The sequence below is a fragment of the Pseudomonas sp. StFLB209 genome (assembly GCF_000829415.1).
GTDB lineage: Bacteria > Pseudomonadota > Gammaproteobacteria > Pseudomonadales > Pseudomonadaceae > Aquipseudomonas.
Genome location: NZ_AP014637.1, coordinates 3298628 through 3320790 on the forward strand (window position 1 = coordinate 3298628; position 22163 = coordinate 3320790).

The window sequence follows — 22163 nt, forward strand, 5'->3', positions numbered from 1 at the left end:
TGCAGAAAGGTCGCAGCCTGACGCGGCCAGTAAGCGTGTTCACAAACAAAAATGCCGGTCAGCGAACTGACCGGCATTGGATGACGCACCTTGCAACGTGATCAGAATTCGTGATCGGCGTTATCCGGGTTCAGGTCGGTGATGCCCAGCTTGCCAGCGGCTTGCTCGATGGCACCGGTCTGTTTGACCAAGGCTGCGATGGCGTCACGCACCACCTGGTTGCCTTCGGTGTTGCCGGCAGCGATCAACTGGTCGAAATGCTCGCCCTTGTTCGCGCGGTCAACCAGGACCTGCAGTTTGGCCTGGGTGCTGTCCAGGTCGGCGCGCAGGGTGGTGTCGGTGGCTGCATCGGCCTTGGCGACCAGCGACGACAGGCTCGGGCCGCTGATCTTGGTGCCGTCGGTACGGGTGTATTCGCCCAGGTAGACGTTACGGATACCCAGACCATTGTAGTAATGCGAGTTGTGGGTGTTGTCGCTGAAGCAGTCGTGCTCGTCTTCGCTGGAGTTGGCTTCCAGCGCGACTTTCATGCGCTCGCCGGCCAGTTCGCCGAGCGACAGGCTGCCCATGCCGAACAGGATCTTGCGCAGACCGTTTTCGCCGGACTCGCCTTCCAGGGTTGCACGGTAGTTGTCAGCAGCGCCCGGCTTCCAGTTGTTGACCATCTCTTCGAGGTCGGTTACCAGCAGCTCGGTCACCGCCTTCAGGTAGGCGCGGCGACGCTCATTGTGGCCGCCGGTGGCGCCAGCGCCTTCGAGGTAATCAGTGGCCGGACGCTCACCGGCACCAGGGCCGTTACCGTGCAGATCCTGACCCCACAGAAGGAATTCGATGGCATGGTAGCCGGTGGCAACGTTGGCCTCCGAACCGCCCAGTTCATTGAGGCTGGCCAGCGTCTCGGCAGTGATTTCCTTGACGTCTACCTTGTCTTCGCCTACCTGAATCTCGGTATTGGCGATGATGTTGGCGGTGGCGCCCGGGTTGCCCAGCGCGTGCTGGTAATCCTTGGCGACGTAGTCGATCAGGCCTTCGTCCAGCGGCCAGGCGTTAACCTGACCCTCCCAGTCATCAATGATGGTGTTGCCGAAGCGGAACACTTCGCTCTGCATGTAAGGCACCCGCGCAGCCAGCCACGCATCGCGAGCGGCCTTGAGGGTCTTGTCGTTCGGGGTGGCGAGGAATTCGTCGATGGCCGTCTGCAGCTTCTTGGCACCGGCTTCGGCGTCGCTGAACACCGCATAAACGATACCGGCGTAGTTGGCGACTACGGCTTTGGCAGCGGTTTCGTCCAGTTGCGAGGCAGAAGCGGCTGCCGGCGCGGCAGCAGGAGCCGCTGCGGCCGGTGCAGTGGCTGGAGCGGGGCTGGCGGCTGGCGCTGCTGCTTTGTCCTTGCCTTCGCCGCAACCGGCGAGAGAGATAGCGATGGCCAGCAGACTGGCATAAGCCAGGGGCGTACGAATCATGACGAAATCCTGCGTCTGGGAAAGGGGGGAGGGCGCCGGGCGCCCTGAAAACTGCGACATGATGCGAAAGATTTGCATTCGGTGTAAAGGCATAACGCCGGTAAACATTCGTGTTGGTCGCAAACGGATGTAACTAATGTTTACAGGATGGCGGGATACAGTGTGCCAGAGGTGTCTATCAGCGGGACTCAGAACGCTGGCGCACTGCTGCGTCTGGCCTGCTTCAGATAAGCCAGCAACTCACGACTCGGCAGCGGCTTGCTGTAGTAGTAGCCCTGGCCTTCATGGCAACCCTCGGAGATGACGTAAGCTTCCTGCTCGGCGGTTTCCACCCCCTCGGCGATGACCTGCATGCCCAGGCTCTTGCCCAGCTGGATGATGGCGCGCACGATGGTCGCATCATCATCGTCATCGATCAGGTCTTGCACGAAGCTCTTGTCGATCTTGATCTTGTCCAGCGGCAGGCTCTTGAGGTAACTCAGTGATGAGTAACCGGTGCCGAAATCGTCGATGGCAATCAGGGCGCCGGAGCGGCGCAGGCTTAGCAGGTGTTGTGCGGCAGTGTTGATGTCTTCCATCAGGCCGGTTTCGGTGACCTCCAGCTCCAGGCTGCGTGGCGGCAGGCGGTAGATTTGCAGCAGGTTGTTGACCACCCGCGGCAGCTCGCTGTGGTGCAACTGTACGGTCGACAGATTGACTGCCATGCGCAGTTCGCAGAAGCCTTGATCGTGCCATTCACGCAACTGACGGCAGGCCTGGTCGAGCACCCATTCACCGATGGCGATGATCGTGCCGTTCTGTTCCGCCAGCGGAATGAACACATCAGGCGGGACCATGCCGTGTTCCGGGTGCTGCCAGCGGATCAGGGCTTCAACGCCCATGATCGAATGATCGCGATAGCTGACCTGTGGCTGATAGACCAGATACAGCTGATTGCGCGGCAAGGCTTCGCGCAGGTCTTTTTCCAGTTCGCGGCGACGGCGCATTTCGCTGTCGACACTGGCGATATAGAACTGATAGCGGTTGCGCGAGCGGGTCTTGGCGAGGGTCATGGTCTGTTCGGCTTTTTGCAGCAGCTTTTCAGTGCTGTCGCCATCCTCTGGATAGAGGGTGATGCCGATGGTGGCGCGCAGGCGGATTTCCTGCTGTTCCAGCGCAAAGGGAGCTTCCAGGCCATCGAGAATGTTCTGGGCCAGCTCGGCGGCCTCATAGGGCTGTTCAATATCCGCCTGGACCAGTGCGAACTGGTCGCCGCCCAGCCTGGCCAGTGCCCCCAGCCGACCGCTGTGGGTCCGCAGACGATCAGCCAGGGCCAGCAGTAACTGGTCGCCAGCCTGATAGCTGAATTGCTCGTTGATACCCTTGAAGTCATCCAGGCCGACACAGAGCACCGCCACGCGGTGCTGCTGGCGGCCGGCGGCGTCCAGGATCTGATCCAGTTGCTGCTGCAATTGCAGGCGGTTGGGCAGCCCGGTGAGAAAGTCGTACTGGGCCATGCGTTGCAGGCTGTTTTCCGCCTCATGGCGCAGATGAGTATTGCGCTCTATGGAGGCCAGCAACTGGTTGGCGGTATTGATCCACAGGCCCAGCTCGTTTCTTTCGTGGCCTTTTAATTGAGGAAGCTGATGTTCGCTTGGCCGGTCAGGGTTGATCTCGGTCAGTGCCTCGATAATCTTCGATAGCGGTTTGGTGAGCATCCAGTGATAGACCAGATACAGCACCAACCCCATGGCCAGTGCGCGCAACGTCCCGGAGAGGAAGATGATCAAGGCGCTGGTCAGGAAGCTTTCACCATAGTGGGCGGTGTCAAGGGTGATGCGCAGGTCGCCGTAGTATTCACTGTACGGTGCACGGCCGGTCAGTTGGGTGGTGAAGCTGCGTTCCTGGCCAAGAATCAGGTCAGTCAGCCAACGGCTGGACGAACTTTTGAGGGGGCGTTCCTTTTCGGCCAGCAAGGTCTCGTTGGGGTGGCCGATTGAGGCCTGGCGCACCGAAGCGTCCTGAAACAGACCTTCAATGACCTGCATGCCCATTTCCCGGTCCAGGCTGTACACCGCTTGGGTCGACGGGTCGCGAAACATATCAAGGATGCGTTCGGCATCGGCGGCGACCGTCTGCCGCGTCTTGTAGGCATCGAAGACAATCTGGGCGCAACTCAACACAACGCCTACCAGCAGCGCTGAAAGCAGTACGACGCGCAAGAGCTTCACTGACAGGCTGTGTTTGAGTTCCAGCTTCAAGTGGTCATTCCTTAATCCGTTTCGGGAACCTAGCGTTCTTCGATAACCATTCGAACTGCCTGTGGTTCAAGGAGCGACTCATCAGGCTCGCCCACTCGCGACGTATGCCGACCGGTTTGCGGGAGTCGGGCATATCACTGTGTCGGACACACAGGTATGGAACTTGAGCGGGAACCAGCAAAATACAAAAAGTGACATTACTACGCTATCGCTTTCTGATGAGCTAAAAAGTGTGCCTCTATTCTAGTCTGTGACGGGCTGCTCAATCTTTTTCCCGTTTTTTTCATAACCCGCCTGCCAGAGCGTCCGGCGGTCACCGGTGTGCGCCAAGGCGCAAAAAAGGGTGCCAAAATGCAGACAACAAAAAACCCGGACGCGCCGGGTTTTTTGTTGGGGGAGCGGGGAATCAGGCAGCGTACTGCTGAGCCACGAAGTCCCAGTTGACCAGGTTCCAGAACGCTTCAACGTACTTTGGACGCAGGTTGCGGTAGTCAATGTAGTAAGCGTGTTCCCAGACGTCGCAGGTCAGCAGCGGGGTGTCGCCGTTGGTCAGCGGGTTGCCGGCACCGATGGTGCTGGCCAGCGCCAGGCTGCCGTCGGCTTTCTTGACCAGCCAGCCCCAGCCGGAACCGAAGGTGCCGATGGTGACCTTGCTGAACTCTTCCTTGAATTTTTCGAAAGAGCCGAACGAGCTGTTGATGGCATCGGCCAGTGCGCCGGTAGGCTCGCCGCCGCCATTTGGCGACAGGCATTCCCAGTAGAAAGTGTGGTTCCAGACCTGGGCCGCGTTGTTGAAGATACCGCCCGAAGAAGTCTTGATGATTTCTTCCAGGGTCTTGCCTTCGAACTCGGTACCAGGGACCAGGTTGTTCAGGTTCACGACGTAGGTGTTGTGGTGCTTGTCGTGGTGAATTTCCAGGGTTTCAGCGGAAATGTGCGGCAGCAGTGCGTCTTTGGCATACGGCAGCGGCGGCAATTCAAAAGCCATGGTCTATCTCCTTTCAGGTCGAGTGCGTCAATCGCTGGGCCGCTCACGGTGCGGCCGTTCAACAACGTTGCGCCGGGAGTTTTCCACTCTTATGCGGCGCAGGTCCCGGATCATAGCACCGGGCCTGCGGCTTAACCACGTAACAACTGTATGGAATAGAGGTTCCGCTGCCGTATCCAACGCACCCTTTAATCGATTCAAACATTGCGTATCAGTTGTATGGCGACACTGAACATCATCACCGCGACCATCAGGTCGACCAGCCGCCAGGTCGTTGGGCGGGCCAGCCAGGGCGCCAGCCATGCAGCCCCGATCGCCAGTGCGGAAAACCACATCAGCGATGCGCTGGCAGCGCCGGCAACATAAGCCCCCGGCACACTCTGCTGGGCCCCTAGCGAGCCGATCAACAGTACGGTATCGAGATACACATGGGGGTTAAGCAGTGTCACGGCCAGCGCGCTGAGCAGCACTGCCCGCCGCGAGCGCGTCCCCTGACCGGCACCGTGCGCCAGGCTCTGTCGGGCGCAGGCGCGGCGCAAGGCTTGCAAACCATACCAGGTGAGAAACAACACCCCGCCCCAACGGGCGACGGTCAGCAGGGTGGGGTTCTGCATCAGTACGCTGGCCAGACCGAACACGCCGACGGCGACCAGCACCGCATCGCAGAAGATGCACAGCAATGCCACCGGCACATGGTGCTCACGGCGCAATCCCTGGGCCAGAACAAAGGCATTCTGGGTGCCGATCGCCATGATCAGGCCGAGGGCGACCAGCAGGCCGTTAAAATAGCTTTGCCACATGATGAGAGTGTCCAGATCCGGGTTTTGACTGGCGATTCTGCGCAGATTGCCTGTATAAGAAAAATCAATCATCGTCATCACTCATTAGGAAAAATGATGTTCGATTACAAACTTCTCGCGGCGCTGGCAGCAGTGGTCGAACAGGCCGGTTTCGAGCGCGCAGCGCAGGTGTTGGGGTTATCCCAGTCAGCTGTCTCACAACGCATCAAGCTGCTGGAGGCGCGGGTCGGTCAGCCGGTGCTGGTGCGCACTACGCCGCCGGGGCCAACCGATATAGGCCGGCGCCTGCTCAACCATGTCCAGCAGGTGCGCTTGCTGGAGCGCGACCTGCAAGGCCAGGTTCCCAGCCTGGATGAAGACGGCCTGCCCGAGCGGCTGCGTATCGCACTCAATGCCGATAGCCTGGCCACCTGGTGGGCGGCGGCGGTGGGTGAGTTCTGTATTGCCCATCGGTTGATGCTGGACCTGGTGGTCGAGGATCAGGAGGTGGGCCTCAAACGCATGCGCGCCGGCGAAGTGGCAGCCTGTGTGTGTGCCAGCGAGCGGCCGGTGGCCGGTGCCCGCAGCCTGCGGCTGGGTGCGATGCGCTACCTGGCGTTGGCCAGCCCGCGCTTTATCGCCCGGCATTTTCCCGATGGCGTCGAAGCGGCGAAGCTGATTCAGGCACCGGTGCTGGTGTTCGGCCCTGACGACACCTTGCAGCATCGCTATCTGGCCTCACTTGGTCTGCACGACAGTTTCGAGCATCATTTGTGCCCGTCCTCGGAAGGCTTCGTGCGTATGCTGGAGGCCGGACTGGGGTGGGGGCTGGTGCCTGATCTGCAAGTGGTCGAACAGTTGCGCGGCGGACAACTGGTGGATCTGTTGCCCGGGCACAGTATCGAAGTGCCGCTGTACTGGCATCACTGGCGCAATGGCGGCCAGTTTCTGAACCGGCTTACCGAGCATCTGGCCCGACAGTCTGGTCAGTGGCTGGTGCCGTGATGGCGTTATAGAGCGTCACTGCACCCTTGTTTGAGGTTTCTCTCCAGGTTTGGGTTGAAAGGATAGGTAGATGAAGATTCTGGTCACCGGCGCGGGCGGCTTCATTGGCGGGCGCTTTGCGCGGTTCGCTCTGGAGCAGGGGCTCGACGTACGGGTCACTGCCAGGCGCAGTGAGGCCGTTGAGCAACTGATCAGCCTGGGGGCCGAGTTCATGCCCGCTGATCTGGCTGATGCCGAGCGGGTCAGGGCGCTGTGCAAGGAGGTCGATAGCGTTGTGCATTGCGCCGGTGCGGTGGGCTTCTGGGGGCGGCGCCAGGCGTTCATGCAGGCCAACGTGCAATTGACCGAAAATGTGGTCGAAGCCTGCCTGAAAGAAAAAGTCCGGCGGCTGGTCCATCTGTCTTCGCCGTCGATCTGTTTTGATGGCCGCTCGCACCGCGGTCTCAAGGAAGATCAGGTGCCGCGGCGGTTTGCCAATGCCTATGCCGCCACCAAGTACCTGGCGGAGCAAAAGGTCTTCGGCGCCCAAGAGTTTGGTTTGCAGACCATCGCCCTGCGTCCCCGGCTGGTGACGGGCGCTGGCGATCACAGTATCTTTGCGCGACTGATAAAAATGCAGGCCAAGAACCGCCTGGCGATCGTCGGTAACGGTTTGAACGTGGCGGATTTCACCAGCATCGGCAACCTCAACCAGGCATTGCTGCGTTGCCTTGAAGTCGGCAATGCGGCCCTGGGGCAGGTCTACAACATCAGCAACGGTCAGCCGGTGCCGCTCTGGGATGCGATCAACTACGTCATGCGCCAGATGCAGTTACCGCAGGTCAGGCGCTACCGCTCTGTCGGACTGGCCAGCAGCATGGCGATGCTCAACGAGGCCGTGTGCCTGCTTTGGCCTGGCCAGCCGGAACCCACGATGTCACGTCTGGGGGTGCAGATGATGAGCAAGGATTTCACCCTGGATATCAGCCGTGCCCGGCATTATCTGGGTTATGACCCGCAGATCAGCTTGTGGTCGGCGCTCGATGAGTTCTGTGCCTGGTCAAAGGCGGGGCATCTGTATCAAGGCTATTAACCGTAGCGCCGTATTCGGGCATTTATACTGCCTCGGGCTGGACCACTTTAAGGATTGAGTATGCGTAACGATCCACACGACGACATCGATGACATCCCCAGCCTGAGTGCCAGGGATGATGACGATGACGACTTCGTAACGGCCAAAGGCGCCCGTGAGCGCACCACGGTGTATTCCCGCGACACGCCAGTGGTCAAGGTCAGGCCCGCCAGCACCGGTGCGCTTTGGGCGCTGATCGGCGCGCTGGTAATTGCTTTTTGTGGCCTGGGTTGGTGGAGCTTTCAGCAGATTTCGCTGATGGAGCAGCAACTGGTGGCAACCCAGGAGAGCTTTGCCAGGATCAGCGAAGACGCGGCAGGCCGCCTGCAGGACATCTCCGGCAAGATAGTGGCCACCGAAGCGCTGAGCAGCGATGGCGAAGTCCTCAAGCAGCGTCTGGGCCTGCTGGAAGCGCAACTGCAAGACCAGGAAAAACAGCGCGAAAGCACCGAGGGCCAGCAGGGCAGCCTGGACAAGCGCCTTGAGCAGCTAGGTGGCCAGGCGACCCAGCAGCAGAGCGAACTGAGCCAGCTGCAGGAGCAGCTCAAGACGTTGCTGGCCGAACTTAACGCGTTCAAAACGGCCCTGCCTGAACAGCTCAAGGCGGCGCAGGGCGAGCAGGGTAAGTTCGATACCCAGCTCAAGGCGCTGGCTGCCGACGTTGCAGCGTTGAAGAAGCAGGGCAGTTCCACGGCTGCCATCGAGCGTCTGGAGCAGGAACTGCTGGTGCTCAAGAGCGAGCAGGAGAACCGTCCGGCGCCGAGCGCTGGCAATGGTCCGAATAACGCCGAGTTCGATGCGTTCCGCACCCAGGTCACCCGTAACATCAATGCCTTGACCAGCCAGTTGCAGAACCTGTCGCAGCGCATCGGGTCCGGGCAGTGATGGGCCCGCAGGCGTTGATCTGGTTGCGGTAGTTGGCGGTGCGTTACATATGTAGCGCACCGTGTCAGACAGGGTGTTTTATCGTGCGGCCATCCTCAACCAGATGGAGTTTCACCATATGCGCGAGAAGCCTCGGGGTTTAGCCCGAGGTCGAGAGCGCGGACGCCGCAGGCGTCCTGGTTGGGAGTCTGCTGTTGTTCGATGTATTGGCGCAGGATTTCAATCGGCGCACTGCCGCAGCTAGAAGCGAAGCAGGATGGCGGCCAGAGGACACCCCTTCGCTTGAGCCAGGGGTGGAAATCCCCCAACTGCTTACGCAGCAGTCTGGATGATACCCTCTGAGTGAAGCCACCCGATTCGACAACGCCACCCATAGCTTGAAAGACCAAACCATAATTCATGCCATGAACCACACCAAGACCCTCAAGCTCCGAATCAAAGACAAGCACGCGAAAACGCTGCTTGCGATGGCGCGTGAGGTCAATCTGGTGTGGAACTACTGCAATGAAACGAGTCATCGCGCCATCCGGGAACGCCACCAGTGGCTCTCCGGTTTTGACCTGCAAAAGATGACCAATGGATTAAGCAAATGCGACGGCGTGCAGATCGGCTCGCCAACCGTGCAGCAGGTTTGCGAGGACTACGCCAAGGCCCGTAAGCAGTTCAAGCGTTCCAGGCTCAATTGGCGGGTGTCCAGCAGGAGCAGCTCCAAATACAGCCTGGGCTGGATTCCATTCAAGGCTCGTGCCTTGCAATACAAGAACGGTCAGATTCAGTTCGCCGGGTTCAGGTTTGGCCTGTGGGACAGCTACGGTTTAAGCCAGTACGCCCTGCGGGCCGGAAGTTTCAGTGAAGATTCCAGGGGGCGCTGGTATCTCAATATCTGCGTGCAGGTTGAGAGCAAGCCGTGCAGCGGCATTGCCGCAGTTGGCATCGACCTGGGCCTTAAAGCGGCGGCGACAACGTCTGAGGGCCAAGTGCTGATAGGGCGCCAATATTGCACCCTGGAGCAGAAGCTGGGCATCGCTCAGCGTGCTGGCAAGAGGGCACGTGTTCGCGCCCTCCATGCCAGGATCAGGAACCGGCGCAAGGATGCGCAACACAAGTTCTCAACCGCCCTGGTTGAGCGCTGCGCCGCCATTTTCGTTGGCGATGTAGCCAGCGCAAAACTCGTAAAGACTCAAATGGCCAAATCCACGCTTGATGCAGGATGGGGCCAACTCAAGACAATGCTGGAGCAGAAATGCCAACGGGCAGGCGTTGTTTTTGAGGTTGTAGCCGAGCGCTATACCACCCAGACCTGCTCGTGCTGTGGAAGCATTTCCACCAGCAGTCCGAAAGGTAGAGCCGGTTTGCGAATAAGAGAGTGGACTTGCGTGTGCTGCGGTACAGCCCACGACCGCGATGTAAACGCGGCCCGGAACATTCTTGCGGCGGGGCATCGCCGTCTAGCGGTAGGAATCCCCGCTCTTTAGGGCGGGGAGGATGTCAAGATGAAAGGACCCAGTGCAATCAGCAGCCTCAATAAAAGCCTCGCCCCGCGCGTTCCTCCTGGCAAACCCAAACCGCCCGTTTCTACGAAACCTGCGCTGCCCAGGCCGCCGCTGCCAGGGGGCAGGCCAACCCCTGGCACTCAGCGTCCTGGGAGCCAGACGCCAGGTTCCGCCACTGCCGGTACCCGCCTTGTCATCCCGCCAAAACCGCAAAACAGCGCACCGGTGCCTGCACCGCGCAAGGCACCACCCCGCTCGATCACCACACCGGGCATGCTGCCCATGGTCAGCGGTACGCCGCGTAACCGGCTCGATGCCTCGACGCTGCCTGAATTGCCTGCCCGCCCGGCGCCGCTGGAAAACGTTCTGAACGTTACTGGTATCCTGGCCAATTTGGCGACAGTGGCCGGTGTGTTGTATCCGGTTGGCAGTGTCTTTCCTGATCGCGACACCGTGGTGTTACCCGATGGTGTCGTCATCGACAAACAGGCCCAGGCCGCCACCCACCCCAATGGTGCGGTGCAATATGCCGACGGCACCATCCTGCACCCCGACGGGATCAAGCAGTACCCCAATGGTGATATCGAAAATCCGGACGGTTCCTGGCGCAAGCAGGACGGGCCGATCTTTTACCCGGATGCCAATGGCCAGGAGCGCTGGCTGTACCCGGACGGCACCGTGACCGATACCGAGGGCAATGAGCTGGGGGTGATCGACCCTACCCAGGTGGCAGCCCTGTTCGAGGCTGTCGTGTGATCAAAGGCGCGGGTAGTCGATATAGCCAACCGGCCCTTTACCGTAGAACGTTTGCGGGTTGGCCTGGTTTAGCGGGGCATCCTGCGCCAGCCGCTCGGTCAGGTCCGGGTTGGCGATAAACGGCACACCAAAGGCCACGGCATCCGCCTTGCCGCTTTCGAGCCAGGCGGTGGCGCTGGCTTTGGTGAATTTCTCATTGGCGATGTACACCCCGCCAAAATCCTTTTTCAGGCGCGGCCCCAGGCTGTCGGCAGCTTCGTGCTCGCGCGAGCAGATAAAGGCGATGCCGCGCTTGCCCAGTTCTTTCGCCACATAGCTGAAGGTTTCGGTCAGGTTGTCATCGCCCATGTCGTGAGCATCGGCACGCGGTGCCAGATGCACACCGACCCGGCCTGCGCCCCAGACTTCGATCAGCGCATCGGTGACTTCCAGCAGCAGGCGTGCACGATTTTCCAGCGAACCGCCGTAGCGATCAGTGCGCAGGTTGGTGCTGGTTTGCAGGAACTGGTCGATCAGGTAACCGTTGGCGGCATGCAGTTCGACACCGTCAAAGCCTGCGGCCTTGGCGTTCTCTGCACCACTGCGATAGGCGTCGATGATGTCGCCGATTTCGGCCAGTTCCAGGGCGCGCGGTGTCGGGTAGTCTGCCTGCGGGCGTAACAGGCTCACATGGCCGGCTGGCTGAACCGCGCTGGGCGCCACCGGGGCTTCACCATTCAGATAAGAGGGGTGCGAGATGCGCCCGACATGCCACAACTGCACCACGATACGGCCACCGGCGCCGTGCACCGCTTTGGTGATATTGCTCCAGCCGCGCACCTGGTCGCTGGACCAGATGCCGGGGGTGTCAGGGTAGCCCACGCCCATCGGCGTTACGGAAGTGGCTTCGCTGATGATCAGGCCCGCCGAGGCCCGCTGCACGTAATACTCGGCCATCATTGCATTGGGTACCCGGCCTTCGTCGGCGCGGCAACGGGTCAATGGGGCCATGATGATGCGGTTGGGCAGTTGCAGCTCGCCCACGGTGATCGGGTCAAAGAGTGTAGTCATGCACGAAACCCTCTAATGGTTAATCTGTTGGTTTTTCAAAACACGCTGTTCAGCACGGGTTGTCGAGCTCTTGAACCAACGCGGCAATGAACGCCTGGATGGTGTCTTCATTGCGTTTGAAGAAATGCCACTGGCCGGCCTTTTTGCTGATGATCAGGCCGGCGCGTTGCAAGGTGGCAAGGTGCGCAGACACGGTCGATTGCGAAAGCCCGGTGCGCTGATCGATTTGCCCGGCGCATACGCCATGCTCATGGCAATGTTGCTGGGACGGAAAAAACGCCTCGGGGGTCTTGAGCCACACGAGAATGTCGCGGCGGACCGGGTGGGCCAGGGCTTTGATGATTTCGTCGAGGTCGATGTTCAGGGTCATTTTGAGAGTGCTGCGGTGCGTCTCGGTAGCGAGAACCATATATCGTTGTATCGCGATGTACAAATATCCAGAGTGACTAAGTACGGCATAAATCGGTATATCGGGTTATGACGATATAGAGGTGACCCTGGCGCTAAACCGGCGTAGGCTTGCAGCCATGAACTACCTCGCACATCTTCATGTTGGCGGTCAGCGTCCAGCGCAACTGCTTGGCAGCCTGTACGGTGATTTCGTCAAAGGAACCCTGGCCGGGCGTTTTGCTCCGGAGCTGGAGGCTTCGATTCGCCTGCATCGACGCATCGATGTCTTTACTGACCAGCACCCTTTGATCAAGGCAGCATTGGCCCGGTTCACTGAAGGCAATCGGCGCTATGCCGGGATCGCGCTGGATGTGTTCTTCGACCATTGCCTGGCCCGCGATTGGGCTCAGTATGCCGATGAGTCGCTGGATGACTTTACCGGCAAGGTCTATGGTTTGTTGGCTGCCGAGCCCGACTTGCCAGAGCGGCTGGCGTTGGTGGCACCGCGCATGGCGGCGCAGGACTGGTTGGGGTCATACCGCGATTATGAGGTCGTTGAGGCGGCCTTGAGTGGCATCGCCCGGCGCCTGTCGCGGCCTGCGGGCCTTTACGAAGCCATGCGTGAGTTGCCTGGCTTGTACCGGCCCTTGAGCGCCGACTTCAAGACCTTCTACCCATACTTGCAGGCATTTGCTCAGGCCGCTTTGGCCGACGAGGCGGCGACGGTGACGTCTTCGCTGGTCGTACCGAACAGCGCGTGCTGAACCGCCTGTTGCGCCTGGTAGGCCAGGGCGGCACGTTCCTGGCCGCTACTGGCAATCGGCTTGAGCAGGTGAATATGCACGTCGCTCTGTGGGTTGGCGAACAGGCGGCGGATGTGTGACAGCAGGTCATCATCACCGATAAACGGCGCAATCGGATCGGGTTGGCCATCGCGGCGGTATTCAATGGCCACCGGCTGCAGAGCCACTTCAGCTTCTATGGCACTGGCCAGCAAACGACCATGGAAGGTGCGCAAGGCGCGGCCATCGGTGGTGGTGCCCTCCGGGAAAATCATCAGCGGGCTGCCTTGTTGCAGCAAGCCGCTCATCTGGCGTTGCACCAGGCGGCTGTCACCGGCGCCGCGGCGGATGAACAGGGTGCCGGCCTTGAGCGCCAGCCAGCCGGCGATGGGCCAGGTGCGTACCTCGGCCTTGGACAGAAACGACAGCGGGGTCAGTTGGCCCAGCAGTGGAATATCGGTCCATGACACGTGATTGCAGACCCACAGCATCGGCTCGCGGGGCAACTCACCGTGTACCGTCACGCGAAACGGCAGGGCGTTGCTCAGACGTGCCATGAACCAGCGGCTGCAGTTCTGCCGCAGACGCATGGAGCCGCCGAGCCTGAGGCGTTCGAGTGTCGCCACCAGCGTTGCCAGCAGCAGGCCGGCCCCGATCACCAGCAACACACGGGCCACGCGCGCAAGGCTGCGCAGCCGGCTCATTACACGGCCGCCTTGAAATGGCGGGCGTAGCGCGGGCAGAGCTCATCGCGCTTGAGCAGGATGAACACGTCGGCCACCTGGAAATCCTGATCCCAGCATGGCTCGCCGCAGATCTTCGCGCCCAGCCGCATATAGGCCTTGAGCAAGGGCGGCATTTCGCAGATCACGTTGCCAGGTACATCCATGCTCGGCAGCGGGGTCTTGGGTTCGGCGCGCAGGTGTTCGGTGCACAGGTAGCGCTCGCGCAGCCGCTGCATGATCGCGTGGGCCTGTACGCCGCCGTCCTGCATCGGGATGCTGGCACACCCCATCAGGTAGCTGTAGCCGCCTTCGTTGAGCACTTCGGCCAGTTCGCTCCACAGCACGGCAATAGTGCCGCCGTTGCGGTAGGCCGGGTCGACACAGGTGCGCCCCAGTTCCAGGATCGGGCCTTGCAGATGGGCCAGGCCATGCAGGCTGAATTCTTCTTCGCTGTAGAAGCGTCCCAGCGTGCTGGCGGCTTTGTGATCCAGCAGGCGGGTGGTGGCCACCAGGCGCCCGGTGTTCAAGTCGCGTACGCCGATGTGCATGCAGTGGACATCATAGTCATCGACGTCCAGGCCCTGTTCAGCGCCTTTGAGCCGGGCGTTGAACTCTTCGCTGAATACGCTGAAGCGCAGTGCCTGGGCTTCGAGCAGGGCGCGTGGCCCGGCCAGGCGTTCGGCCTGCAGACGACGTTCGGAACTGTTGTCACGGATGCGGGCAATCTGGGTCATGCGAACTCTCCGGGAGCCAGCCATGCAAGGGGCCGGTCGACTGATTTGTCCAAGCGCATTGCTGTACTTGCAGGCTAGGGAGGTGCCGTGTCATGCCCGTGAAGATTTGGTGATGCTTGTGTTACGGCGCATTTCCTTGTCTTGACGAATCGGTTTTGTCATCAAAAGTTGCTAACGTCGCGCAAACCTCCAGTGGAACATTCCCTCATGGCAGCTCGCCTGGTCAGGCTCGGCCTGCTTCTTGTCTTGAATGTCGCCTGCGCCTTCAGCCATGCCGAGCAGTGGCCAGATGCGCAGTGGAGCCGCGCGCCTGTGGTGGCAACGCCGGCCCTTGGGGGGCTTGAAAGCTACGCGTTCCCTGCACGTGACGAGGTTGAGCGCAAAGGCGTGCGCAGCGATGCCTTGCTGGTCATCCGTGACGGGCAGATCGTCTACGAACGTTATGCCGGGGTGACCGGCGTGAACACACCACACCTGACCTGGTCGGTGAGCAAGAGCGTGCTGGCCACCTTGCTGGGCGTGGCATTCGGTGAAGGCCGGTTGCGCTTGCAGGACCCTGTCGCAAGATTTTATCCGCCGTTCAAGGCGCACCCGGATGTCACCCTGGCCGACCTGCTGCATTGGTCATCGGGACTCGACTGGCAGGAAGACTACGAGTACGCGCCGCTCAACTCTTCGGTGGTGGCGATGCTCTACACCCGTGGCCGGCAAGACATGGCCGGTTTTACCGCCAGCCATGCCAAGGCCTGGGCGCCAGGTACTGCATGGCGCTACTCCAGTGGTGACAGCAATGTGCTGGCGGCAGCATTGAAGGGCATGGTCGGCGAGCAGGCTTACCCCGACTACCCGTGGACGGCGCTGTTCGAGCCGCTGGGCATTAGCAGTGCGGTGTGGGAGCGCGATGCCAGCGGCACCTTTGTCGGTTCGTCCTACCTGTACATGACCGCCCGCGACCTGGCCCGGATCGGCTTGCTGATGCAGCGGTCCGGGCGCTGGCAGCAGCGACAGTTGGTGCCTCAGGCCTGGGTCGATTTTGTCCTGGCGCCCTTCGCCGGTCATAACGCCGAGGCGGGCAGCGAAGTCATTGGCGGGCATTGGTGGCTCAACCGCACCGCGTCCGGTGCTGCCGGGCCGTGGCCACAGGCACCGGCTGATACCTTTGCCGCGCTGGGGCATTGGGGGCAGGCCTTGTATGTGATCCCCAGTGCCGGGCTGGTAGTGGTGCGTTATGGCGACGACCGGGACGGCAGCTATCAGCACGCTGAACTCTTGAACCATGTACTGGCCGCGTTTGGCCCGCAGGCCCGCCCATGAGCCGTCAGAAAAACCTGATCCGCCGCCATCCGTTATTGAGCATGGTGCTGCCGGTGCTGATCGTGCTGGCGGTCTGGGCATGGCAGCATCGGGTCGCGCTACAGGTGTTTCCCGACATCATCAGTGCCTACACTGCCAAGGAGTACTGTTCGTGCCGCTATGTCACGGGCAACCCTGCCCAATACTGTCGCAGCTATGTGAAACAGTACCTGCCCGCCACCTTGCAGGAAGATCAGGCAACCCGTACCGTGACCGCCAGTGGCCTGGGGCGTAGCAGTCGGGCCATGTGGCTGGGGCAGCGACAGGGCTGTCGTCTGCTGTAGTTCTGGTAGCGAACCGGGCGGTTTGCCTGTGGTCTGACAGGCACAGACAAGCCACCTCAATGTGGCTGTCACTGCCTTTCTTTGCGGAGTCTGCATGCTCGAACGCCTTTGTCTTTTGCCCGCCCAGGCCAACGGGTATCCAGACAATGAATCCTTACGGTTGCCATTTACCGCAGGCCTCGATGCGCCGCGTTTCACGATGCCGGTGGGCGCCATGCTGATGTTCGCGGCGCACTGAGCATGGGCGGTGCGATTTTTCCGTGGCGCAAGGACAATCAGTTCGAACTGCTGATCGACGGTCCGGTATTTTTCCCACGCATGCTGGCCGCCATCGACAGCGCTGTGCAGCAGGTCGATCTGGAGTTGTATCTGGTCGAGGCGGGCGCGTGTGCCGAAACCGTGGTGCAGGCGCTGACGGCTGCCGCGCAGCGTGGGGTTATCGTTCGTTGTCTGTTCGATGGCTATGGTGCCCAGGCGTTTGGTAACGACTTGCGCCAGCGTCTGGAGAGTGCCGGGGTTATCCTGCGCTTCTACAACCCGATACGCTGGCAGCGTGGTTTGCGTAACTTCTACCGTGATCACCGCAAATTGCTGTTGGTCGACAAGCGCTTGGCGGTAGTCGGTGGTACCGGGGTCACTGATGAGTTCTGGGAGCCGCACAAACCGGTCAGCCAGTGGCATGAGGTGATGGTGCAGGTTCAGGGGCCGCTGGTGATCGACTGGCAGGCGTTGTTCGACCGGCAGTTTCACGTCAACGAACGGCGCACCGCCTGGCGACCCGAGCAGAATTTCGGCCTCACCCATTTACCCAGAGTCCCGACATCCGGGCAGGGCTTGGGGCGGGTGGCCTATGCCGATGCCCGCCAGCACCGTGACATTGTTCAGTCACTGGTCCGCGCCCTGCACAGCGGCCAGCGCCGTATCTGGCTGGCGACGCCGTATTTTCTACCGACCTGGCGTGTGCGCCGGGCCTTGCGCAAGGCGGCGCTGCGTGGCGTGGATGTGCGCCTGCTGCTGACCGGGCCGCGCACTGATCATCCTTCGGTACGCTACGCAGGTCATCGTTACTACCCAAGACTGCTGCGCGCCGGGGTGAAAATCTTCGAGTACCAGCCGTGCTTCCTGCACCTGAAAATGGTGTTGATCGACGACTGGACCAGCATTGGCTCGTGCAACTTCGACCACTGGAACCTGCGCTTCAACCTGGAAGCCAACGTCGAAGCCATCGACCCGGTCCTCACCGCACAAGTCAGTGCCAGCTTCAGCGCCGACTTTGCCAACAGCACACAGGTCACCCTGGCTGACTGGAAATCCCGGCCATTGTGGCGGCGAGTCAAACAGCGGGTCTGGGGCTGGCTGGACCGGCTGGTGGTCAATTTGCTGGACAGACGTGGTTGAACCGAAGTTGCCTGATGAGTTATGCCGTTGCCATCGCCCACGTTTTTAGAGGTGGCGCAGGATCACTCCTGCACAGCATTGCCGCTGGCAGGTCAATCAATTGAGCCTTCTCCCTCTCGGCATTGCCGATGGCCACCAGTTCACCGATCAAGACACGCCTGACCATGCGCATTGTCCCGAGTGGTCTAGCTGATCGCTTTTGGCAGCAACACCACCAGTGTTGCCAGCACCATCCTGTTGCTCGGCCACGCCCGATAACCTGACGGACCTGACCAGAAGGGAGAAGGGCTTGTCATCCCTGACACTTTTCCAGCACTGCGGCGCCAGTGTGCGAGCTGCCACGGCGCAGGTCTACTGACAGAAATGACAGGCCCTGACGGGCGGGCATAAAAAAGCCCGGCCATTTCTGGCCGGGCTCTACTCTGACGCAGTGCTTACTGCACCTCTACCGCCAGGCTGTCGCTGATCTTTTTCTGCCAGATCGCGGGACCGGTGATGTGCACCGACTCACCCTTGCTGTCCACCGCAACGGTGACCGGCATGTCCTTGACCTCGAACTCGTAGATCGCTTCCATGCCCAGCTCGGCGAAGGCAACCACTTTCGATTTGCGAATCGCCTGGGCCACCAGGTAAGCCGCGCCGCCGACCGCCATCAGGTAAACCGCTTTGTGATCCTTGATCGCGTCGATGGCAGCAGGGCCGCGCTCGGACTTGCCGATCATGCCCAGCAGGCCGGTCTGCTCAAGGATCTGACGGGTGAATTTGTCCATCCGCGTTGCGGTGGTCGGGCCAGCCGGGCCTACCACTTCTTCACGAACCGGGTCGACCGGACCGACGTAGTAAATGAAGCGACCCTTGAGGTCCACCGGCAGGCTTTCGCCCTTGTTGAGCATCTCGACCATGCGCTTGTGCGCGGCATCGCGGCCGGTGAGCATCTTGCCGTTGAGCAGCACGGTTTCGCCTAGCTGCCAGCTCTGTACTTCTTCCGGGGTCAGTGTGTCGAGGTTCACGCGGCGGGCCGACGGACCGGCTTCCCAGACGATTTCCGGGTAGGCGTCCAGCGACGGGGCTTCCAGTTCGGCCGGGCCGGAACCGTCGAGCACGAAGTGCGCGTGACGGGTGGCGGCGCAGTTGGGGATCATGCACACCGGCAGGGAAGCGGCGTGGGTCGGGTAGTCCATGATCTTGACGTCGAGCACGGTGGTCAGGCCGCCCAGCCCCTGGGCACCGATGCCCAACTGGTTGACCTTCTCGAACAGCTCCAGGCGGATCTCTTCGATGCGGTTCTGCGGGCCGCGGGCCTTGAGCTCGTGGATGTCGATGGATTCCATCAACACTTCCTTGGCCATCACTGCCGCTTTCTCTGCGGTGCCGCCGATGCCGATACCCAGCATGCCCGGTGGGCACCAGCCAGCACCCATGGTGGGTACGGTTTTCAGGACCCAGTCAACGATCGAGTCGGATGGGTTGAGCATGGCCATCTTCGACTTGTTTTCCGAGCCGCCGCCTTTGGCTGCAACGTCCACCTCGACGGTATTACCCGGCACGATGGAGTAATGAATGACCGCCGGAGTGTTGTCCTTGGTATTTTTGCGGCTACCGGCCGGGTCGGCCAGGATCGAGGCGCGCAGGACGTTTTCCGGCAGGTTGTAGGCGCGGCGTACGCCTTCGTTGATCATGTCGTCGACGCTCAGCGTCGCGCCATCCCAGCGCACGTCCATGCCCACGCGCACAAACACGGTCACGATACCGGTGTCCTGGCAGATCGGCCGGTGGCCGGTGGCGCACATGCGCGAGTTGATCAGGATCTGGGCAATGGAGTCGCGCGCTGCCGGAGACTCTTCACGCAGATAGGCTTCATGCATCGCCTGGATGAAGTCCACGGGATGGTAGTAGGAAATGAACTGCAGGGCGTCGGCAACGCTCTGTATCAGGTCGTCTTGCTTGATCACGGTCATGCAGCGCGCTCCTCTTCAGGGTCGGGAACATTGATTACGCTAATCGGCGTGGCTCTGGCGGCAGGTTAGGGCCGGTCCAGCGCGTTCGGTCTCACGTCGTAGCGGGCGCAAAAGGCGCGGCAGTATAACCCGCCCGGCCAGCCAACCTGTACAATCGCCGATATTTTTACCGGTGGTGTCAGGAATTCTCGATGCCCAATCTGCGAGTTGGTGAGCGGCGCTGGCCGGTCGATGTTGCCAGTAACCTGCTCGATGCACTGCATCAGGCCGGGATTGCCATTCCTTATAGTTGCCGGGCAGGCAGTTGCCATGCCTGCCTGGTGCGCTGCCTTGAAGGCGAGCCGCTGGATGCGCGCCCCGAGGCGCTGGCCGCCGCCAAACGAGAGCAGGGCTGGCGCCTGGCTTGTCAGTGTCGGGTGGTTGCCGACCTTGCCGTGGAAGTCTTCGACCCCTTGAAAGACGGCATGCCGGCGCAGGTCATCGGCTGTGACTGGCTCAGCGCCAACCTGTTGCGTCTGCGTCTGGAACCGCAGCGTATGCAGCGCTATCGCGCGGGGCAGCATCAAGTGCTGTGGAGTGCCAACGGCATCGCTCGGCCGTACTCACTGGCCAGCCTGCCCGGCGAAGACCCCTTTCTCGAATTTCATATCGATTGCCGCCATCGCGGGGCTTTTTGTTCGGCTGCGCGCCAGTTGCAGCCTGGCGATCATCTGCGCCTGGGTGAGTTGCGCGGCGGCGCTTTGCACTATGACCTGGACTGGCAGGAGCGCCCCCTGTTGTTGCTGGCGGGTGGCAGTGGCCTTGGGCCGTTGTGGGGCGTGTTGCGCGAGTCCTTGCGTCAGCAGCATCAAGGCAGTATTCGGGTTATCCACCTGGCGCATGACAGCACCGAGCACTATCTGGCCGGCGATTTGCGCCAGCTTGAGCAGCAACATCCGCAACTGCAGGTGCGGCTGGTCACTGCGGTCGAGTTGCAGGCGGCGTTGGCTGAACTGCGTTTGTTGGCGCGTCAGGCCGTGGCGTTGGTCTGTGGCAGCGCCGTCAGTGCCGAGACCTTTGCCAAGAGTCTTTACCTGGCCGGGGTCGCACGTAACCGGGTGCTGACGGATGTGTTTCTGGGGGCGGGCGATACGGTGCGCTGAGCACATGAAAAAGCCCCGGTCGCTCACGCGCCGGGGCTTTTTTCTACAACGTGCAGCCGTCTCAGACCAGCGGGTCGCCAACGTGCAGGATCTTCATGCCGTTGGTGCCACCGATGGTGTGGTAGCTGTCGCCCTTGGTCAGGATGACCCAGTCGCCTTGCTCGACCAGCCCGCGCTTGAGCAGCTCGTCTACCGCAGCCTGGCTGACCTGGCCTGGCGGCAGCGAAGCCGGATCGAACGGGATGGTGTACACGCCGCGGAACATGGCCGCACGGGCCTGAGTATCGCGGTGCGGAGAGAAGGCGAAGATCGGTACCGACGAGCGAATCCGCGACATGATCAGCGGGGTGTAGCCGCTTTCGGTCAGGGCGATGATCGCTTTTACGCCAGGGAAATGGTTGGCGGTGTACATCGCGGCCAGCGCGATGCTCTCGTCGCAACGGGTGAAGCTTTCGCCGATACGGTGCTTGGAGCTCTTGCCGGTTGGGTGACGTTCAGCACCCAGGCAGATACGTGCCATGGCCTGGACGGCTTCGACCGGATAGGAGCCGGCGGCACTTTCTGCCGAGAGCATTACCGCGTCGGTGTAGTCGAGCACGGCGTTGGCCACGTCGGAGACTTCAGCGCGGGTCGGCATCGGGCTGGTGATCATCGACTCCATCATTTGCGTGGCGACGATCACAGCCTTGTTGTGGGTGCGCGCATGGGCAATGATTTTCTTCTGCACGCCAACCAGCTCGGCGTCGCCGATTTCAACGCCCAGGTCGCCACGGGCAACCATGACTGCATCGCTGGCGCGAATCAGTGCATCGAGGGTTTCATCGTTGGCAACAGCTTCGGCGCGCTCGATCTTGGCCACCAGCCAGGCAGTGCCGCCGGCTTCATCGCGCAGCTGACGAGCGTATTCCATGTCTGAGGCGTCACGCGGGAACGACACGGCCAGGTAGTCCAGGTCCATCTCGGCGGCCAGCTTGATGTCACGCTTGTCTTTGTCGGTCAGGGCCGGCGCAGTCAGGCCGCCACCGAGGCGGTTGATGCCTTTATGGTCCGAAAGCGGGCCGCCGACCTGTACGGTGCAGTGCAGATCAGTGGCGGTCTGGGTATCGACACGCATGACCACGCGGCCGTCGTCCAGCAGCAGTACGTCACCCACGCCACAGTCTTTGACCAGGTCCGGGTAGTCGATACCGACGATTTCCTGGTTACCATCGGTCAGCGGGTGAGCGGTGGAGAAAGTGAACTTGTCACCGACCTTGAGCTCGATACGCTTGTCGGTAAATTTGGCGATACGAATCTTCGGACCTTGCAGGTCGCCCAGCAGTGCGACGAAGCGGCCGTGTCTGGCAGCGATCTCGCGGATCAGCTTGGCGCGAGCCTTGTGCTCGTCCGGGGTGCCATGGGAGAAGTTGAGGCGGGCAACATCCAGACCCGAGAGGATCAGTTGCTCGATGACTTCCGGCGAGTTACTCGCAGGGCCCAGTGTGGCGACGATTTTGGTACGGCGAACGGTCATGCACAAACTCCTTGATTGAAGCGCAGCGAGAGGCTACTCCTCTCTGGACCTGTAGTCATTGTTCCTTTGCACTACCTTGCTGTCATCAGACAGGGCAATCGTCTGACAGCTGGT

Annotated in this window: 21 protein-coding genes and 1 pseudogene; 11 read left to right on the plus strand and 11 right to left on the minus strand. The window is 61.1% G+C overall.

Annotated elements, in window-relative coordinates:
• Window positions 1–101: 101 nt before the first annotated feature.
• From PSCI_RS14695 to PSCI_RS14710, 4 genes are all read right to left on the minus strand, one after another.
• Entirely contained in the window at window positions 102–1463 is a 1362-nt protein-coding gene (locus tag PSCI_RS14695; RefSeq protein ID WP_045488127.1) for an imelysin family protein, read from the minus strand.
• A 188-nt stretch (window positions 1464–1651) separates the two neighbouring features.
• Complete coding sequence (locus PSCI_RS14700) at window positions 1652–3703, minus strand: putative bifunctional diguanylate cyclase/phosphodiesterase (protein ID WP_045488129.1); 2052 nt, start codon at window positions 3701–3703, stop codon at window positions 1652–1654.
• 406 nt (window positions 3704–4109) lie between these two features.
• Window positions 4110–4691, minus strand: coding sequence for a superoxide dismutase (locus PSCI_RS14705; RefSeq protein ID WP_045488132.1), 582 nt, complete (start codon window positions 4689–4691; stop codon window positions 4110–4112).
• Window positions 4692–4888: 197 nt separating this feature from the next.
• Window positions 4889–5491, minus strand: coding sequence for a LysE/ArgO family amino acid transporter (locus tag PSCI_RS14710; RefSeq protein ID WP_045494343.1), 603 nt, complete (start codon window positions 5489–5491; stop codon window positions 4889–4891).
• A gap of 93 nt (window positions 5492–5584) precedes the next feature.
• On the opposite strand from PSCI_RS14710, the gene PSCI_RS14715 reads away from it, so the two are divergent.
• The 3 genes from PSCI_RS14715 (at window position 5585) to PSCI_RS14725 (ending at window position 8471) form a co-directional block, all read left to right on the plus strand.
• The gene (locus tag PSCI_RS14715; RefSeq protein WP_231906426.1) at window positions 5585–6475 is read left to right on the plus strand and encodes a LysR family transcriptional regulator ArgP; all 891 of its coding nucleotides are present in this window, start codon (window positions 5585–5587) and stop codon (window positions 6473–6475) included.
• Between the two features lie 70 nt (window positions 6476–6545).
• Window positions 6546–7547: an NAD-dependent epimerase/dehydratase family protein gene (locus tag PSCI_RS14720; RefSeq protein WP_045488136.1), complete on the plus strand. Its 1002-nt coding sequence runs from the start codon at window positions 6546–6548 to the stop codon at window positions 7545–7547.
• A 60-nt stretch (window positions 7548–7607) separates the two neighbouring features.
• A complete protein-coding gene (locus tag PSCI_RS14725; RefSeq protein ID WP_045488138.1) occupies window positions 7608–8471 on the plus strand; it encodes a hypothetical protein in 864 nt (287 codons plus the stop codon).
• A 179-nt stretch (window positions 8472–8650) separates the two neighbouring features.
• On the opposite strand, the pseudogene PSCI_RS29095 reads toward PSCI_RS14725, so the two are convergent.
• A pseudogene (locus tag PSCI_RS29095) lies at window positions 8651–8841 on the minus strand (transposase); the annotation flags it as partial.
• A gap of 34 nt (window positions 8842–8875) precedes the next feature.
• Here PSCI_RS29095 and PSCI_RS14730 point away from each other — a divergent pair.
• Together PSCI_RS14730 and PSCI_RS14735 are read left to right on the plus strand one after the other, a co-directional pair.
• On the plus strand, window positions 8876–9946 hold the full coding sequence (locus PSCI_RS14730; protein ID WP_084709970.1) for an RNA-guided endonuclease InsQ/TnpB family protein: 1071 nt from the start codon (window positions 8876–8878) through the stop codon (window positions 9944–9946).
• A gap of 243 nt (window positions 9947–10189) precedes the next feature.
• Window positions 10190–10720 (plus strand): hypothetical protein, encoded by a 531-nt coding sequence (locus PSCI_RS14735; RefSeq protein ID WP_144403251.1) that lies wholly within the window; start codon window positions 10190–10192, stop codon window positions 10718–10720.
• On the opposite strand, the gene PSCI_RS14740 is transcribed toward PSCI_RS14735, so the two are convergent.
• Window positions 10721–11770, minus strand: coding sequence for an alkene reductase (locus tag PSCI_RS14740; protein WP_045488140.1), 1050 nt, complete (start codon window positions 11768–11770; stop codon window positions 10721–10723).
• A 49-nt stretch (window positions 11771–11819) separates the two neighbouring features.
• On the minus strand, window positions 11820–12134 hold the full coding sequence (locus tag PSCI_RS14745; protein ID WP_045494352.1) for an ArsR/SmtB family transcription factor: 315 nt from the start codon (window positions 12132–12134) through the stop codon (window positions 11820–11822).
• 163 nt (window positions 12135–12297) lie between these two features.
• Here PSCI_RS14745 and PSCI_RS14750 point away from each other — a divergent pair, with 163 nt between their 5' ends.
• On the plus strand, window positions 12298–12924 hold the full coding sequence (locus tag PSCI_RS14750) for an acyl carrier protein phosphodiesterase (protein WP_045488143.1): 627 nt from the start codon (window positions 12298–12300) through the stop codon (window positions 12922–12924).
• Here the strand turns inward: PSCI_RS14750 and PSCI_RS14755 are convergent.
• Together PSCI_RS14755 and olsB are read right to left on the minus strand one after the other, a co-directional pair.
• Complete coding sequence (locus PSCI_RS14755) at window positions 12855–13646, minus strand: lysophospholipid acyltransferase family protein (protein ID WP_045488146.1); 792 nt, start codon at window positions 13644–13646, stop codon at window positions 12855–12857. The genes PSCI_RS14750 and PSCI_RS14755 overlap by 70 nt on opposite strands.
• Entirely contained in the window at window positions 13646–14401 is a 756-nt protein-coding gene (olsB, locus tag PSCI_RS14760) for an L-ornithine N(alpha)-acyltransferase (RefSeq protein ID WP_045488149.1), read from the minus strand. The genes PSCI_RS14755 and olsB overlap by 1 nt, the downstream gene beginning before the upstream one ends.
• Before the next feature lie 207 nt (window positions 14402–14608).
• On the opposite strand from olsB, the gene PSCI_RS14765 reads away from it, so the two are divergent.
• From PSCI_RS14765 to PSCI_RS14775, 4 genes are all read left to right on the plus strand, one after another.
• Window positions 14609–15715 carry a serine hydrolase domain-containing protein gene (locus PSCI_RS14765; RefSeq protein ID WP_045488152.1) on the plus strand — a complete coding sequence of 369 codons (1107 nt, stop codon included), beginning with the start codon at window positions 14609–14611 and terminating at the stop codon, window positions 15713–15715.
• Window positions 15712–16038: a hypothetical protein gene (locus PSCI_RS14770; protein WP_045488155.1), complete on the plus strand. Its 327-nt coding sequence runs from the start codon at window positions 15712–15714 to the stop codon at window positions 16036–16038. The genes PSCI_RS14765 and PSCI_RS14770 overlap by 4 nt, the downstream gene beginning before the upstream one ends.
• Window positions 16039–16132: 94 nt before the next feature.
• The gene (locus PSCI_RS29435; protein WP_158497587.1) at window positions 16133–16276 is read left to right on the plus strand and encodes a hypothetical protein; all 144 of its coding nucleotides are present in this window, start codon (window positions 16133–16135) and stop codon (window positions 16274–16276) included.
• A 2-nt stretch (window positions 16277–16278) separates the two neighbouring features.
• Window positions 16279–17436, plus strand: coding sequence for a phospholipase D-like domain-containing protein (locus tag PSCI_RS14775; RefSeq protein ID WP_045488157.1), 1158 nt, complete (start codon window positions 16279–16281; stop codon window positions 17434–17436).
• Window positions 17437–17870: 434 nt separating this feature from the next.
• Here PSCI_RS14775 and PSCI_RS14780 read toward each other — a convergent pair whose 3' ends face one another.
• The gene (locus tag PSCI_RS14780; RefSeq protein ID WP_045488160.1) at window positions 17871–19394 is read right to left on the minus strand and encodes a fumarate hydratase; all 1524 of its coding nucleotides are present in this window, start codon (window positions 19392–19394) and stop codon (window positions 17871–17873) included.
• A gap of 191 nt (window positions 19395–19585) precedes the next feature.
• Between PSCI_RS14780 and PSCI_RS14785 the strand changes: the two genes are divergently transcribed.
• Window positions 19586–20536, plus strand: coding sequence for an iron-sulfur-binding ferredoxin reductase (locus PSCI_RS14785; RefSeq protein ID WP_045488163.1), 951 nt, complete (start codon window positions 19586–19588; stop codon window positions 20534–20536).
• A gap of 61 nt (window positions 20537–20597) precedes the next feature.
• Here PSCI_RS14785 and pyk read toward each other — a convergent pair whose 3' ends face one another.
• Window positions 20598–22049 (minus strand): pyruvate kinase, encoded by a 1452-nt coding sequence (gene pyk / locus PSCI_RS14790; RefSeq protein WP_045488166.1) that lies wholly within the window; start codon window positions 22047–22049, stop codon window positions 20598–20600.
• Window positions 22050–22163 lie beyond the last annotated feature (114 nt).

What these genes read in the sequence shown, in the direction of transcription:
- PSCI_RS14695 (WP_045488127.1), bottom strand. Translation starts at nt 1,463, where the DNA reads ATGATTCGTACGCCCCTGGCTTATGCCAGTCTGCTGGCCATCGCTATC.
- PSCI_RS14705 (WP_045488132.1), bottom strand. Translation starts at nt 4,691, where the DNA reads ATGGCTTTTGAATTGCCGCCGCTGCCGTATGCCAAAGACGCACTGCTG.
- PSCI_RS14710 (WP_045494343.1), bottom strand. Translation starts at nt 5,491, where the DNA reads ATGTGGCAAAGCTATTTTAACGGCCTGCTGGTCGCCCTCGGCCTGATC.
- PSCI_RS14715 (WP_231906426.1), top strand. Translation starts at nt 5,585, where the DNA reads ATGATGTTCGATTACAAACTTCTCGCGGCGCTGGCAGCAGTGGTCGAA.
- PSCI_RS14720 (WP_045488136.1), top strand. Translation starts at nt 6,546, where the DNA reads ATGAAGATTCTGGTCACCGGCGCGGGCGGCTTCATTGGCGGGCGCTTT.
- PSCI_RS14725 (WP_045488138.1), top strand. Translation starts at nt 7,608, where the DNA reads ATGCGTAACGATCCACACGACGACATCGATGACATCCCCAGCCTGAGT.
- PSCI_RS14730 (WP_084709970.1), top strand. Translation starts at nt 8,876, where the DNA reads ATGAACCACACCAAGACCCTCAAGCTCCGAATCAAAGACAAGCACGCG.
- PSCI_RS14740 (WP_045488140.1), bottom strand. Translation starts at nt 11,770, where the DNA reads ATGACTACACTCTTTGACCCGATCACCGTGGGCGAGCTGCAACTGCCC.
- PSCI_RS14750 (WP_045488143.1), top strand. Translation starts at nt 12,298, where the DNA reads ATGAACTACCTCGCACATCTTCATGTTGGCGGTCAGCGTCCAGCGCAA.
- PSCI_RS14755 (WP_045488146.1), bottom strand. Translation starts at nt 13,646, where the DNA reads ATGAGCCGGCTGCGCAGCCTTGCGCGCGTGGCCCGTGTGTTGCTGGTG.
- olsB (WP_045488149.1), bottom strand. Translation starts at nt 14,401, where the DNA reads ATGACCCAGATTGCCCGCATCCGTGACAACAGTTCCGAACGTCGTCTG.
- PSCI_RS14765 (WP_045488152.1), top strand. Translation starts at nt 14,609, where the DNA reads ATGGCAGCTCGCCTGGTCAGGCTCGGCCTGCTTCTTGTCTTGAATGTC.
- PSCI_RS14770 (WP_045488155.1), top strand. Translation starts at nt 15,712, where the DNA reads ATGAGCCGTCAGAAAAACCTGATCCGCCGCCATCCGTTATTGAGCATG.
- PSCI_RS29435 (WP_158497587.1), top strand. Translation starts at nt 16,133, where the DNA reads ATGCTCGAACGCCTTTGTCTTTTGCCCGCCCAGGCCAACGGGTATCCA.
- PSCI_RS14775 (WP_045488157.1), top strand. Translation starts at nt 16,279, where the DNA reads ATGGGCGGTGCGATTTTTCCGTGGCGCAAGGACAATCAGTTCGAACTG.
- PSCI_RS14780 (WP_045488160.1), bottom strand. Translation starts at nt 19,394, where the DNA reads ATGACCGTGATCAAGCAAGACGACCTGATACAGAGCGTTGCCGACGCC.
- PSCI_RS14785 (WP_045488163.1), top strand. Translation starts at nt 19,586, where the DNA reads ATGCCCAATCTGCGAGTTGGTGAGCGGCGCTGGCCGGTCGATGTTGCC.
- pyk (WP_045488166.1), bottom strand. Translation starts at nt 22,049, where the DNA reads ATGACCGTTCGCCGTACCAAAATCGTCGCCACACTGGGCCCTGCGAGT.